Genomic DNA, 13,158 nt, shown 5'->3' with positions numbered 1-13,158 from the left:
CATTGTGCTTGTGATCCGAGACCAGGTTTAACCCCAGACTCGAAGTCACAAGCGCATCGCATCAAGCGCCCACACTTATCGGTTGTTTAATTGTTAAAGAGCGGTACTGCAAATTCGGTACTTCTTACTGCTACGCTGCTCGGCGTTTTGCCTTGCAGCGCTTGCTGTTTTCAGCAGCAGAGAGGCGAGATTATGGAGAAGTTTTTATCGCTTGTCAAGTCAGCGTCGTTTGCTTTCGCACCCTTGCTTTCCTGCCTGCGACCTCTTCAAGTCTGCTCTCTTTAGCAGCTATCGAAACATCAGAACCACCCATCCGGGTAAACCCTAAGTTTTCGGCAACTGCCAAGCCTGAAACTATAACACGACTTTTGCAGATTATGCAACCGGCTCTTGCCTAATTTGCATCCTATCTTGCAACCCCGCCACTCGCTTTTCCTTGTGGCGACTCTGGAAACCAGAGGTCGGTTACTGCTCAGGTGACTTGCAATGTTAATCCGGGCAAACCCTTAATCTTCATCACCAGCCAAGCCCAAGACTATAGCACGATTTTTGCAGATTGCGCAACTGACTTTTGCCTAATTCGCTGCAATCCATGCAATAACCGCTTCGCTGCCATTCCTGGCTGCTTGGCGGCAGGCTGGGTAGATTTCCTTGCGGATCACTGCCGTGGGGCCTGTTGCGCTGTCTTGTCTTCCCGGTTCAAAACTGTCTGAACTGCGAAGGAGCGAGACTATAGCACAAGTTTTCGAGCCGTCTGGCTGGGAACGCAAGAAAGATGCATGAATCTCAAAACGACACCCGGAGCGGACGATCACCGCTCCGGAAGTCCCTCTATATATAGATAGTTGGCCGGCGGGCTTGCCTGGGTGCGGGGTACGTTTACTATTCGCTGTACGCCGCATCTACTTGGAGACGAGCACGCTATGCCCCCAGCCATCGCCCAGAGCGAAGATATCCTGATCAATGTGACCCCTTTTGAAACCCGCGTTGCGCTGGTGGAACAGGGGTCAGTGCAGGAGCTGCATGTGGAACGCAGCATCCAGCGGGGCCATGTCGGAAATATCTACCTGGGTCGTGTGGTGCGTGTGTTGCCAGGCATGCAAAGCGCCTTTATCGATATAGGGCTGGAGCGTGCCGCCTTCATACATATCGCCGACCTGCGCGAAAACCGGGGCGAACGCAGCCAGGGGTTGACGCCGACGCCTATCGAAAAGCTGCTTTTCGAGGGACAGACCATCATGGTCCAGGTGGTCAAGGACCCGCTGGGAACCAAGGGTGCGCGCCTGTCTACCCAGATCAGCATGGCTGGGCGGATGCTGGTGTACCTGCCCCACGATCCGCACATCGGTATTTCGCAGAAGATCGACTCCGAATCCGAGCGCATCCAGCTACGTGAACGCTTGCAGGCCCTGATGCCGGCAGAAGAGAAAGGCGGCTTCATTGTCCGCACCCAGGCGGAAGGCGCCAATGATGACGAGCTGACCGCCGATCTGGAATATCTGCGCAAGCTGTGGAGCAGCGTCCAGGCCGCCGCTCGCACCCAGCCCGCCCCCGCCCTGCTGCACCAAGACCTCACGCTGGCGCAACGCGTGTTGCGTGACATGGTCGGACCGTCGATCGGCGCGATCCTGGTGGATTCGCGCACGACCAGCGCGGCGATGCTGGAATGGGCGCGCATCTACACGCCATCGGTGGTGGACCGCATCAAGCATTACAGCGGCGACCGCCCCCTGTTCGATACCGCCAACGTTGACGACGAGATCGCCCGGGCGCTGTCGCGCCGGGTGGACCTGAAATCGGGCGGCTATCTGATCATCGACCAGACCGAGGCATTGACCACGGTGGACGTGAACACCGGCGGCTTCGTCGGCGGCCGTAATTTCGACGACACCATCTTCAAGACGAATCTGGAAGCGGCCCAAGCCATTGCGCGCCAGCTGCGCCTGCGTAACCTTGGCGGCATCGTCATCCTGGACTTCATCGACATGGAAGAACAGGAGCATCGTGACACGGTGCTGGCCGAATTGAAGAAGGCACTGTCGCGCGACCGCACTCGCATGACCGTCAACGGTTTCACGCAACTGGGCCTGGTCGAGATGACGCGCAAGCGCACGCGCGATTCGCTGGCGCATCAATTATGCGAGCCCTGCCCCATGTGCGAATCGCGTGGAAATGTCCGCACGCCGCGCACGGTTTGCTATGAGATCCTGCGTGAGATTCTGCGCGAGGCCCGGCAATTCAATCCGAAGGAATTCCGCATTTTGGCGTCGCAGGACGTCGTGGATTTGTTCCTGGAGGAAGAGAGCCAGCATTTGGCCATGTTGGGCGATTTCGTGGGTAAACGGGTATCGCTGGAAGTCGAGAGCACTTATTCGCAAGAGAAGTACGACATTATTTTAGTTTGACGCGCGCGCGTAGCAGAAACAGACCGCTCATTCATATCAATGTTCCCGGTTTGTGTGACCTAACGATTCGATTGAAATCAAGTTTGAAACGAATGGCGATGGACCGAGGTAGCCGATAAGCTCGCGGGCGCTTTCCAGGGTTTACCCTGAATCGCGCCCTATTCATGCTTTCGGAGCTATTCAATGAAGTCCCTATTCCGTCCGTTCCTGCTGCTGGTAGCGGCATTGCCGCTGGTGTTGGCCGCTTGCGGCGACAAGGAACCCGAGCAACGCGCGGCGTTCACGCAGTATCTGCAGACCCGCATTGTCGACAAGCCCGGCGTGCGCGTGCCGCAACTGACGGATGAGGAAAAGAAGTCGTTCGGTGATTACACCTCGCACTACGCGGTGATCACTGACTTCAATGCCGGCATGGATGCCGCCACCAAGCCGCTGTCCGGCATCATTCAGAAAGGCGCGATGCGCTCGCTGAACGACATCGTGACCCGTCGCGACGATCTGAAGACCGTTCAGCAGTCGCTTGCCGACATGGGCGTCGCGTTGAAAGAACAAAAAGCCAAAGCAGACGCCGCGCGCGCGCAGCTCAAGCAGCCCGCAGATCTGGCTGCCGTGTATGACAAGGCTTATGAAAAGACGGTGAGCTTGCCCGCCGACACGTTCCGCGACGTACTGCCGCAATTGAGCGCGACCTTTGACAGCGGCTTGAAGATTGCCGACTACGTTGAAGCGCATAAAGCTCAGATCGAGATCTCGGGCGCGATCGTCAAAGTGAAGGATCCGGCGGTACAGGCTGAATTGAATCAGCTGCTGCAAAACCTGAATGAGCAGGCCAGGAACGTCCAGCAGGCGCATACGCGCATGCAAGCATTGATGCTGGGCCGATAAAACAGCAGTACTCAAGCATCAAGCCGCGGCGACCCGGTTGCGCCCGGCTTTCTTGGCCTGGTAGACGGCGGCATCAGCAGCCTCGACCAGACGTGACAAGGTATCCGTACCCGTCGGCACGGCGGTCGCTACGCCGATGCTGACCGTGACGACGCCGCCTTCGTTGTCTTCATGCGGTACGGCCAGTTCCGCGATGGCCCGCCGTATGGTTTCGGCGATGGCCACGGCTTGGCGCTTATCGGCGCCCGGCAGCAGCACCACAAATTCTTCTCCGCCATAGCGCGCCGCCAAATCCCTTGGGCGACGCGCTTTTTTCTTGAGCGCCAGGGCCAGCATCTTCAACAGCTCGTCACCCTCTTGATGGCCGTAGCGGTCGTTGTAGCGCTTGAAATAATCCGCATCCAGGAACAGCAGTGAAATTGGCGTGCCGTCCCGGCGCGCCACCGCCCATTCACGCTCGAGCACTTCGTCGAAGGTTCGTCGATTGGCGATGCCCGTCAAGCCATCGGTTTGCGCACGTTCTTGCAGCTGCTGTTCAAATGCCCGGCGCCAGCGCATTTCCCGGCGAAACAGCACGATCTGCGCCATGACCGAGAAGAACAGCGCCAGCGTAACCGGCACAATCAACGCCGCGCGCCGCTCCCAAGGCGCCAGGATGTCATCGACGGCCAGCGCCACGTCGATGACCAACGGCGTGTTCTCAATACTGTTGAACGTGTATAGACGGTTCACGCCGTCGGGCGTCCAAGCGCCCACGAATGTATTTTCTCGACGGATCAGAAATTGTTGGAATGCCAGCGCCCCCTGCCCGTCGTCGCCCCCGTCCACCATTGAATACGGATTGCGTACAAGCTCCACCCCGTCGTTGCGGAAAATCGTGATGACGTCGTGTGTGCCTATGGAAAGTTCGGCGAATCGATCGCGAAAATAAGCCATCCGCAACGAGCCGGTGACAACCCCGGCAAAACTGCCGTCCGGATTATCGATGCGGCGGCTGATGGCAATGCTCTCGTCGCCAGGCCGCAGGCGGCTGATATAAGGCCGGCTGACATACAAGCCCGCGTCGTGCGCGTCGCGGTGCACGCGAAAGTAATCGCGATCAGCGAAATTCAGCGGCGCAGGGTTGATCGAGGTCGAGTCGTAGCGGATATTTCCATCGCGATCCAGGACCACGATGGCGCCCAGGTATTCGGCGGAGGAAGATCGGTCGAACAGAAACCGTTGCAGCGTAGCGCGATTGACATCGTTGATATCCGCTTCGCCCAGCCGCTCCACAACGCCTCGCAGCGACAGATCGTAAATCTGGAGCGTCCGGCTGATGTCGGCCGACAGCACGCCGGTGATGTTGCGCGCGGACTTGTACGCCGACGCCCACGTCCCTTGCCGGTCGATCCACAGCAGCGCGACCGCCGCCAGACAGATGCCGATGGCCACCAGTCCAGCCAACGCGTACAACGCGCCGTGCACAAAACTGCGAGACTTCAAACCGGCGCTCCTTGGCGAGGCGTTCAAGTGTCGTGGCTTACGTCCTTGGAAGATCCAGCAAGATAATGCCGCCGCCAAGCGCGGGGCGCAAGGCTGCACTCGCAGGCGGCAAGCCTGCGGATGACCATGGCAACAGGGAAACGCCGCGGCGAATGCGCGCGGGCATCAGGGATGAACCGCAAGGCCGGGCGCGCGGCCCGGCCGGCAATCAGGAAACCGCCGCCGCGCCGATCCGGAACGGGAAGGCGCCCGCGCCACGGACCCTGTCCGTCTCCCGGTGCGCGTTGATCGCCCAGGCGGGAGCGGCGCTGCCTCCCGGCAAGAGCAGCCGGCGCATCGCGTCAGCTGAAAATCCGCACTGCAACGCCAAAGCCTGGCGTCGGGCAAGCTCAACCCCTACAGCGTGCGGTGTCGTGAAACTCCGGTCCGAATGCAGCATGGCAGCCCCCTGGCAAATGCTCTTCATAAGTGAAGAGTCAGTACGGATAAATCTAACGCAGTCGGCCAAACGTGCACGTGAAATGATACGAAAAGTTGTGCAAAGAAAGCGATATACAGCGTTACGCGAGGGGATTGGCCGCCGCTTCCGCGGCTTCGCGATCAGGTTTGTCGTTACGGCCATCGGCCGGACCGGTCATATTCCCGTACAGCAACGATCGGCCGGCAAAGAGACCGCCCGCGACCTCCAGGTCGAACCGCTCGGTGTCGCGTCGGCGCACGTCTTGCAACACCTCGGCCGCCTCGTCGGCCGGCACCCCGATGGCGCGCAGCGCGGCCTCGCCGAACACCAGCGCCGACTCCAGCGTTTCCCGGACCTGGTAGTCCACCCCTTCCTTGGCCAGCGCCAGGGAATGGATGCGGTCATAGGCGCGCACGACCACGCGCACCAGCGGGAATTCGGACTTGATCAGCCGGACCATATGGTTCACGGCCTGGGGGTTGTCGATACAAATCAGGATGGCGCAGGCGTTCTCGGCCCCGGCAGTGCGCAACATGTCGATGCGGGTACCGTCGCCGTAATACACCTTCACCCCCCATTTGGCCGCCGCCCGGATGGCGTCGGTATCGATATCCAGGATGGATACTTTCAGGTCGCGAGCCAGCATCGCCTGCGTGACGATCTGGCCAAAACGGCCGAAGCCCACGATCAGCGCGCAACCATCCAGGTCTTGCGCAACGTCCACCCCGTCCATGGACGGCTCGGGAGGCGGCAGCAACCAGCGCAGCGACAGTACACATAATGGGGTCAGAGCCATGGAGATAATGACCACAGCCGTCAGGACCGCGCCCGTGTGCGCATCGAAGATGCCAGCGGCCGCCGCTGCCCCATAGAGCACGAACGCGAATTCACCGCCCTGCGCCAGCAAGGCCGCACGAGTGACCGCTTCGGCATGCGAGGCCCGCAACAAGCGCGCGACGACGTAGACGCCCACCGACTTCACCAACATGAACGCAACGACGGCGGCCAGGATCAACGGCCATTCGCGCGCCACGGCGGACAGATCCAGCGACATGCCGACGCCCAAGAAGAACAGGCCCAGCAGAATCCCGCGAAACGGTTCGACTTCGGCTTCCAGCTGATGCCGAAAGGTGGATTCGGACAGCAGCACGCCAGCCAGGAATGCGCCCATGGCCATCGACAGGCCGCCCAATTCCATCAACAAGGCCGCGCCCAACACCACCAGCAGCGCCGCGGCAGTCATGACTTCGCGGGCGTGGGCGGCAGCAAGCAGTCGAAACAAGGGGTTCAGCAACCATCGACCGGCGGCCAGCAATGCCAGGACGCAACCCACGGCGATGGCGGACTGCGTCCAGGGGTCACCGTGGTCAGCACTGGCGCTCGCTGGCGCCAGCAACGCCACCAGGGCCAGCAATGGCACGATGGCCAGATCTTCGAGCAACAGAATGGACACGATGCGCTGCCCCTGTGCGCTGGTGCTTTCGTCCCGCTCGCCCAGGATCTGCATGACGATTGCCGTGGAGGACAGCACGAAGCCCATCGCCGCCATGAAAGCCGCTGGGCCGGACAAGCCGGCCAGCAGGCCAACCACCGTCAGCAGGCCGCCGCAGGCCACCACCTGCGCCACGCCCAGGCCGAAGATTTCGCCCCGCAGCTTCCATAGACGCGACGGCTGCATTTCCAGGCCGATGATGAACAGGAACATGACGACGCCCAGTTCCGCCACATGCAGGATGGATTTGGGGTCGGAAAAGAAACCGAGACCAAATGGGCCGATGGCCAGCCCGGCCGCCAGGTAGCCCAACACCGAACCCAGCCCCAGGCGCTTGAAGATGGGCACGGCGATGACTGCCGCGCCCAGCAGGACGACGACGTTGACGAGTTGATTACCTTCGATAGGCAGAGCCATGAGGCGCTCCTGGTTACACAGTGGCCCCGCGCCGGAAGAAGCCCGGCCCGCAGCGGATGGGGCTAGCGCCATTTTCCGACTATCCGCCGGATTGGCAATGAGAAACTACGGCGGCCCAGGGCGATCGGCGGGTCGACGCCGCCCACCGCGCCCGGTGCAACCGGAATGAAAAAGGCCGCCGCGCTGGTTGCGCGGCGGCCGGAGCCGATGAGGGTCGCGTTCAGTCGTCGCGGAACTGCATCTTGTACAGCGAGGCGTACAGGCCATTGGCAGCCAGCAGCTCGGCGTGCGGGCCTTGTTCGACGATCCTGCCCGCGTCTAGCACGATGATGCGGTCGGCGTTCTGGACCGTGGACAGGCGGTGGGCGATGACCAGCGTGGTACGGCCTTTCATCAGGCGTTCCAGCGACGCCTGCACCTGGCGTTCGGACTCGTTGTCCAGCGCCGAGGTGGCTTCGTCAAGAATCAGGATGGGCGCATTTTTGATCAGCGCGCGGGCGATGGCCAGGCGTTGGCGCTGGCCACCGGACAGGCGGGCGGCGTTCTCGCCCACCGGCGTGTTGATGCCTTGGGGCAGCCCCTCCACGAATTCGAGCAGGTTGGCCGCCGCCAGGGCGTCGCGCACCTTCTGTTCGCTGGACTTGCCCAACGCGCCGTAGCCGACGTTGGCCGCGATGGTGTCGTCAAACAGCACCACGTCCTGGCTGACCAGCGACAGATGCGAACGCAGGCTGCGCAGCGTCAGGTCATTGATGGGCGTGTCATCCACCAGGATCGTCCCGGCGTCAGCCAGCACAAAGCGAGGCAGCATATTGACCAACGTGGTCTTGCCGCTGCCCGAGCGCCCCACCAGCGCGACCGTCTGGCCGGGCTCGACGATGAAGGAAATGTCGTTGACCGTGTCGCGCTCGGCGTCCGGAAAGCGATGCTTGACGTTGCGGAATTCCACCTTGCCGCGCACGGGTTCGGGCAGTTCCTTGGTGCCGGTATCGTTTTCGGGAGTCTGGTCGATCAGCGTAAACACGCTTTCGGCGGACACCAGCATTTTCTGCATGCGGGCGGCCACGTTGGTCAGGCGCTTGATGGGATCGAAAATCTGCGCAAGCGCGGCCATGAACGACGCAAAGCTGCCGACCGTCAGCGAACCGCTGTTGGCCTGGCTCAGGGCCACGGCGATAACCGCGCCCACCGAGATCGAGATGCAAACCTGGGTCAGCGGCGTCAGGGCGGCGTCCGCCGTGGCGGTGCGCATGGCGAAACGGCGCAGGCGGCGGCTGACGAAATCGAAGCGGCCGCGTTCGACCTCATAGCCGTCGAACAGCTTGATGACGCGCTGGCCGTCGATGCCTTCGCCAACCACCCGGGTCAGTTCGGCGTTCATGTTGACCGTGTCGCGGTTGATGCGGCGCAAGCGCTTGATGAAAAAGCGCGAGATCAACACCGATATCGGCAGCATGACCAGGATGATCAGCGTCAACACCCAGGACATGTACAGCAGCACGCAGATCAGCGCGATGACCACCAGGGTTTCGCGCACCAGCACCGTGATGACGTCGGTGGCGTAGCCCGTGACGTTGCCCGCGTCGATGGTGAAGCGGTTGAGCAGCCGGCCAGTGTCGCCGCGCTTGAAGTCGGCGTCGGGCAGGCCCAGAAGGCGCTCGAACATATCCCGGCGCATGCCCAGCAGCACGTTGTTGGCCACCCAGGCGAGCAGGTAGTCGCTGAAGAAGTTGCAGATGCCGCGCAGCAGGATCAAGCCCACCACCGCCAAGGGCAATGCCCAGACATAATAGGGTTTGGCGCCTGAAAAGCCGCCATCCAGCAACGGCTTCATAATGACGGCCAGTACCGGTTGGGTCGCGGCAGCGCCCGCCATCAGCAGGACGGCCAGCAACAAGCCCTTCCAATAGGAACCCACCCGGCTGTAGATCCGGCTCCAGAGTTCGGCCTTGACGGGATTGGAGTCCGCGGGTGTGTTGCGTGCGGGAGAATTCAAAGGGAACACTCGCTTTTATACAATTGTGCCCCGGATTGTACTGGCTACGCGCCGCCGCGCTGAGTCGCCCACCCTCCGATAAGACTAATTTGCCTTCCCACCCTTCCATGTCCGATATCAGCTGTTTATACGTGCGCTTGCCCAACTGGGTGGGCGACGTCTGCATGAGCCTGCCCAGCCTGCGCGCCTTGCAGGCCAGCGGCCTGCCTCTGGTGATCTGCGCGCGGCCATGGGCCCGCGACCTGCTCGACGGCGTGCCCAAGAAGGATTTCATTCCCATGCGCGGCAAGGTCGGCCCCGATCGCGCCGCCGTCAGCGCGCACCGCCGCTCGCTGGGCGCCATGGGCCGGCGCGCGCGGGGCCTGCTGCTGCCCGACTCGCTCTCCAGCGCCCTGGTGTTCCGGCTGGCAGGCTTGCCTTGCGCCGGCTACCGCGACGATGGCCGCAGCTTTCTGCTGCGCTGGCCGGTCGCCAAGCCGGACGAGGCGCTGCATGCCGTGCAATCCTGGCATCACCTGACGCGCGAGGCCCTGACCCGCTGGGGTCTGCCCAGCGGCCCGGTCCAGCCCGGCCCCACGCTGGACCTGCCGCTGACGCCGTCCCATCAACAAGCCGCCGATGACGCGTTGCAAGCGGCCGGACTGTCCGCGCAGCGCTTTGTCCTGATTGCCCCTACGGCCACCGGCCTGCACAAAGGCAAGATCAAGGTCTGGCCGGGATTCGATACACTGACGCGCGCCTTACAGGCACAGGGCCATACCGTGGTAATGTGCCCCCCTCCGGCCGAAACCGACGAGGCGCGGCGCAACGCCCCCACGGCGCAATTGCTGCCCCCCTTGCCGCTGGGCGCGTTTGCCGCGTTGACGGCTCGCGCGGCGCTGGTGATCTGCAACGACTCCGGGGTGTCCCACGTTGCAGCCGCCGCGTCGGCCCGGGAACTCGCGCTGTTCGGCGTGACCCGTCCGGGACGCACCGGCCCCTGGTCGCCCCGGGCGGTTTGCGTCGGGTCGGAGCATGCGTGGCCGACCGTCGAAGAAGTAGAACGGCAGGCGACCAGCCTGCTGAGCGGGACGATGTAATCAGGATTGCTTTTGACATGAACCTTTCCAGTTACCTTACGAATCTGATCATTCCCTACAACCTGTGCGTGACGCTGGTCATCATCGGTCTGGCGCTGGGATGGTTCCGGCTGCGCAAGACCGGGGCGGCCATCATCGCCGCCGGCTTGCTGTGGGCGCTTGCCTGGTCATTGCCCGTCACCTCGCTATGGCTGGGCGGTGCGCTGGAGAATCGCTATCCGCACCTCGCGCCCGCCGATTCGCCCACGGCCGACGCTATCGTCGTGCTGGGCGGCAATACGGCCAATGGCCGCGCCAATTGGTTCCTGCCGTATGACAAGGACACCGCCGTCGTGCGCGTGGACACGGCCGCGCAGCTGTATCTGGCCGGACGCGCGCCCAAGGTGCTGCTGTCGGGCGGCGCGCTGGAAGGCGACGTCAGCGAAGCGCGCGGCATGGCGCATGCGATCCGCCAGCAAGGCGTGCCGGAATCGGCCTTGATCCTGGAAAACAGCAGCCGCACCACCTACGAGAACGCCGCCTTGACCGAAGACGCGCTCAAGTCTCGCGGTATCACCAAGGTGTTGCTGGTGACCTCGGCGTTGCACATGCCGCGCGCCATGGCGGCGTTTTCCAAGCAGGGCGTGGAAGCCATCGCCGCGCCGGCCCCGCCGCAGATCGTCGCGCCTGCCGACGGTTCGCTGTCGCCATGGGTGCCCGACCAGCGCACCTTCGACGCCAGCCGCTCCATCATCAAGGAATACGCAGGCCTGTTCGTCTATTGGCTGCGCGGGTGGGTATGAGCCTGACGGCGCCGGCGCTGGATTGCCGGGCGGGTTGCGGCGCATGCTGCATCGCCCCGTCGATCACCCGACCGATTCCGGGCATGCCCCACGGCAAGCCGGCCGGCGTGCCCTGTATACAGTTGCTGCCGGACATGCGCTGCGCGATTTTCGGCCAGCCTTCGCGCCCCGACTTCTGCGGCGGGCTTGAACCTCAAGTCGAGATGTGCGGGCCGGATCGGGAACACGCGATCCTATGGTTGGCCGACCTGGAGCGCGCCACGGCGCCCGGGTCTTGAAGCCTTGAAGCTGGCGCGGCGCCATCAAGCCTGTTGCCGCGCCTCCAGCACCTTTTCATACAGCGTCTCGTAGCGCGAGGCGACCGTTTCCCAGCTTTGTTCGCGCGCGATCTCCAGCCCGCGCTCGGTCAAGGCCGCCCGCAGTTCCGGTTCCGAACCCAATCGTTCCAGCGCTTGCGCCAGTTGGGCGCCATCGCGGGGGTCTTGCAGGATCAGCGCGTCCTTGCCTGCCGACAGATATTGCGCAAACCCACAGTAGGCGGGCGAGCTCACAACCACCGGCAGGCCATGCGACATGGCTTCCAGCGGCGCCATGCCATAGCTGTCATTCAGCGTGGGATGCGCGTAGATATCGGCTGCGGCGAAATACTGGGCCACGCCTGGCGTGGGGTCGATCAGCGTGACGCGATGCGCGATGCCGCCCGCGGCGCGCACGCGCTCGCGGGTGGGTTCATCGGCGCCCACCACCAGCAGCTTGTATTGCGCGGGCAGTTGCACCAGCGCGTCCAGCAAGGCCGGCAAGCCCTTGCGCAGCGGGTTTCTGGCCACCAGCAGGCAGCCGATGGTGTCGGCGTCCCAGCCCAGGCTGGCGCGGGTGGCATCGCGGCCCGTGGCCAGATCGGGCGATGGCAGCTTGACGCCCGGCGCGATGATATCCACCGGCAGCTCGGGACCATAGCTGCGATGCAATTGGTCCATGATCAGGCCCGACACAGCCACCACACGCCGTGCCGGCGACGGGCGCACGCGCCACTTTTCCAGCACCAGGTAGGTAGCCAGGCGCGGGCTCGTCCAGGCGCGCAGGCGCTGTAGCGGATTGACGCGCGCGACGCGGTTATAGCGGACCGGCGTCACGTGCATGACCTGGATTTCCCCCGCCCAGCCATTCATGTGCGAATGCACGATGTCAAAGCGGCCACGTGTCAGGCGGTCGGCGCGCCAGGCGAAATACAGCACGCGCATCCAGCTGGGCAGCCAGCCGGGAAAGCGCACGGGCAGGAAATCGAATGGCAGATCGCTGTCGAAGTCCCGCGCGACGACGGACACGTCATGACGCTCGCCCAGCACGCGCATCAGCTCCACGCCATAGGCTTCGGCGCCGCCAAAGCGGTTGCCGAAGCGATCCACCAACAGCGCGATGCGGAGCCGCCGCTCAGCGGCGCCGGCGGGTGTCTTCATACCGGGTCAGGCACTTCTGCAGGAAACGGATGATGTTGGTCGAACGCGAGACCGTCACCCGAGGCAGGCCGAAAGGATCGTCCGAGGATGCGGCCAGCCCTCGCTGGGTCAGCGTGGCGTTGTCGTAGCCGGCCTCGCGCGCCATCGCGCGATGTTCGGGACCATGATCGCCATAGGGATAGCAAAACGCGGTGACCGGCGCGCCCAGCGCCTGTTCAAGCTCGTGCTTGGATTCGACGATCTGGCGGCGCGCCTCGTCGGCAGGCAGCTCGGGCAGGTGCACGTGGTCCAGCGTATGCGAGCCCACTTCATTGCCCGCCTGCGCCCATTCGCGCATTTCGTTCACCGTCATCAGCGCGGAAAACGGAATCCCTTTTTGCAGGTCCCAGACGTTGCCGCCGTCGAACTGCCGGGCAACAAAATAGTTGGTGGCGGTGAAGCCGAGTTCGCTCAGGACGGGCATCGCGTTGTGATGCACGTTGCGATAGCCGTCATCGAACGTGATGCCGAAAACCTTGCCTTGCCGCTCGCCGCGAACATAAGGCATGACGTCGCGCATCGACAGGCCGCGATAGCCCAGCCGACGCATCCAGCGCATCTGGCGGGCGAAGCTGTCGGGGTGCACCGTCAACCCACGAAACGGCGTGCCCTTGGGATTGGGCTCGCCGATCTGGTGGTACATGAGAATGGGGATAGACAT

The 13,158-nt window shown here is 63.1% G+C and carries 10 protein-coding genes; 5 read left to right on the top strand and 5 right to left on the bottom strand.

Annotated features, from left to right (window positions below; translation table 11 throughout):
• Positions 1 to 923: 923 nt before the first annotated feature.
• Together rng and API01S_RS12170 are read left to right on the top strand one after the other, a co-directional pair.
• The gene (gene rng, locus API01S_RS12175) at positions 924 to 2,405 is read left to right on the top strand and encodes a ribonuclease G (RefSeq protein WP_061304602.1); all 1,482 of its coding nucleotides are present in this window, start codon (positions 924 to 926) and stop codon (positions 2,403 to 2,405) included.
• A gap of 183 nt (positions 2,406 to 2,588) precedes the next feature.
• Positions 2,589 to 3,290: a DUF3053 domain-containing protein gene (locus tag API01S_RS12170; protein WP_006218494.1), complete on the top strand. Its 702-nt coding sequence runs from the start codon at positions 2,589 to 2,591 to the stop codon at positions 3,288 to 3,290.
• An 18-nt stretch (positions 3,291 to 3,308) separates the two neighbouring features.
• Here API01S_RS12170 and API01S_RS12165 read toward each other — a convergent pair whose 3' ends face one another.
• The 3 genes from API01S_RS12165 to msbA form a co-directional block, all read right to left on the bottom strand.
• Entirely contained in the window at positions 3,309 to 4,775 is a 1,467-nt protein-coding gene (locus API01S_RS12165) for a sensor domain-containing diguanylate cyclase (RefSeq protein WP_050727658.1), read from the bottom strand.
• A gap of 560 nt (positions 4,776 to 5,335) precedes the next feature.
• Positions 5,336 to 7,144: a monovalent cation:proton antiporter-2 (CPA2) family protein gene (locus tag API01S_RS12155; RefSeq protein WP_061304600.1), complete on the bottom strand. Its 1,809-nt coding sequence runs from the start codon at positions 7,142 to 7,144 to the stop codon at positions 5,336 to 5,338.
• A gap of 220 nt (positions 7,145 to 7,364) precedes the next feature.
• Positions 7,365 to 9,140 carry a lipid A export permease/ATP-binding protein MsbA gene (gene msbA, locus API01S_RS12150; protein ID WP_050727660.1) on the bottom strand — a complete coding sequence of 592 codons (1,776 nt, stop codon included), beginning with the start codon at positions 9,138 to 9,140 and terminating at the stop codon, positions 7,365 to 7,367.
• Between the two features lie 107 nt (positions 9,141 to 9,247).
• Here msbA and API01S_RS12145 point away from each other — a divergent pair, with 107 nt between their 5' ends.
• From API01S_RS12145 to API01S_RS12135, 3 genes are read left to right on the top strand one after another with little or no spacing between them, the layout of a single operon-like run.
• The gene (locus API01S_RS12145) at positions 9,248 to 10,219 is read left to right on the top strand and encodes a glycosyltransferase family 9 protein (RefSeq protein ID WP_050727661.1); all 972 of its coding nucleotides are present in this window, start codon (positions 9,248 to 9,250) and stop codon (positions 10,217 to 10,219) included.
• Between the two features lie 17 nt (positions 10,220 to 10,236).
• On the top strand, positions 10,237 to 11,001 hold the full coding sequence (locus API01S_RS12140; RefSeq protein ID WP_006218488.1) for a YdcF family protein: 765 nt from the start codon (positions 10,237 to 10,239) through the stop codon (positions 10,999 to 11,001).
• Positions 10,998 to 11,279 (top strand): YkgJ family cysteine cluster protein, encoded by a 282-nt coding sequence (locus tag API01S_RS12135; protein WP_006218487.1) that lies wholly within the window; start codon positions 10,998 to 11,000, stop codon positions 11,277 to 11,279. The genes API01S_RS12140 and API01S_RS12135 overlap by 4 nt, the downstream gene beginning before the upstream one ends.
• 24 nt (positions 11,280 to 11,303) lie before the next feature.
• Here the strand turns inward: API01S_RS12135 and API01S_RS12130 are convergent, their stop codons facing one another.
• Entirely contained in the window at positions 11,304 to 12,458 is a 1,155-nt protein-coding gene (locus API01S_RS12130) for a glycosyltransferase family 4 protein (protein WP_061304598.1), read from the bottom strand.
• Positions 12,433 to 13,158 (bottom strand): polysaccharide deacetylase family protein, encoded by a 726-nt coding sequence (locus tag API01S_RS12125; RefSeq protein WP_085947650.1) that lies wholly within the window; start codon positions 13,156 to 13,158, stop codon positions 12,433 to 12,435. The genes API01S_RS12130 and API01S_RS12125 overlap by 26 nt, the downstream gene beginning before the upstream one ends.

It is taken from the genome of Achromobacter piechaudii NBRC 102461 (assembly GCF_001571245.1).
Classification (GTDB): Bacteria; Pseudomonadota; Gammaproteobacteria; order Burkholderiales; family Burkholderiaceae_B; genus Achromobacter; species Achromobacter piechaudii.
The sequence above is the reverse complement of the archived record's forward strand: the minus strand, read 5'-3'. Positions and strand labels throughout refer to the sequence as shown.

Coding starts and splice junctions, on each gene's coding strand:
- rng (WP_061304602.1), top strand. CDS start 924: ATGCCCCCAGCCATCGCCCAGAGCGAAGATATCCTGATCAATGTGACC.
- API01S_RS12170 (WP_006218494.1), top strand. CDS start 2,589: ATGAAGTCCCTATTCCGTCCGTTCCTGCTGCTGGTAGCGGCATTGCCG.
- API01S_RS12155 (WP_061304600.1), bottom strand. CDS start 7,144: ATGGCTCTGCCTATCGAAGGTAATCAACTCGTCAACGTCGTCGTCCTG.
- API01S_RS12145 (WP_050727661.1), top strand. CDS start 9,248: ATGTCCGATATCAGCTGTTTATACGTGCGCTTGCCCAACTGGGTGGGC.
- API01S_RS12140 (WP_006218488.1), top strand. CDS start 10,237: ATGAACCTTTCCAGTTACCTTACGAATCTGATCATTCCCTACAACCTG.
- API01S_RS12135 (WP_006218487.1), top strand. CDS start 10,998: ATGAGCCTGACGGCGCCGGCGCTGGATTGCCGGGCGGGTTGCGGCGCA.
- API01S_RS12130 (WP_061304598.1), bottom strand. CDS start 12,458: ATGAAGACACCCGCCGGCGCCGCTGAGCGGCGGCTCCGCATCGCGCTG.
- API01S_RS12125 (WP_085947650.1), bottom strand. CDS start 13,158: ATGTCTATCCCCATTCTCATGTACCACCAGATCGGCGAGCCCAATCCC.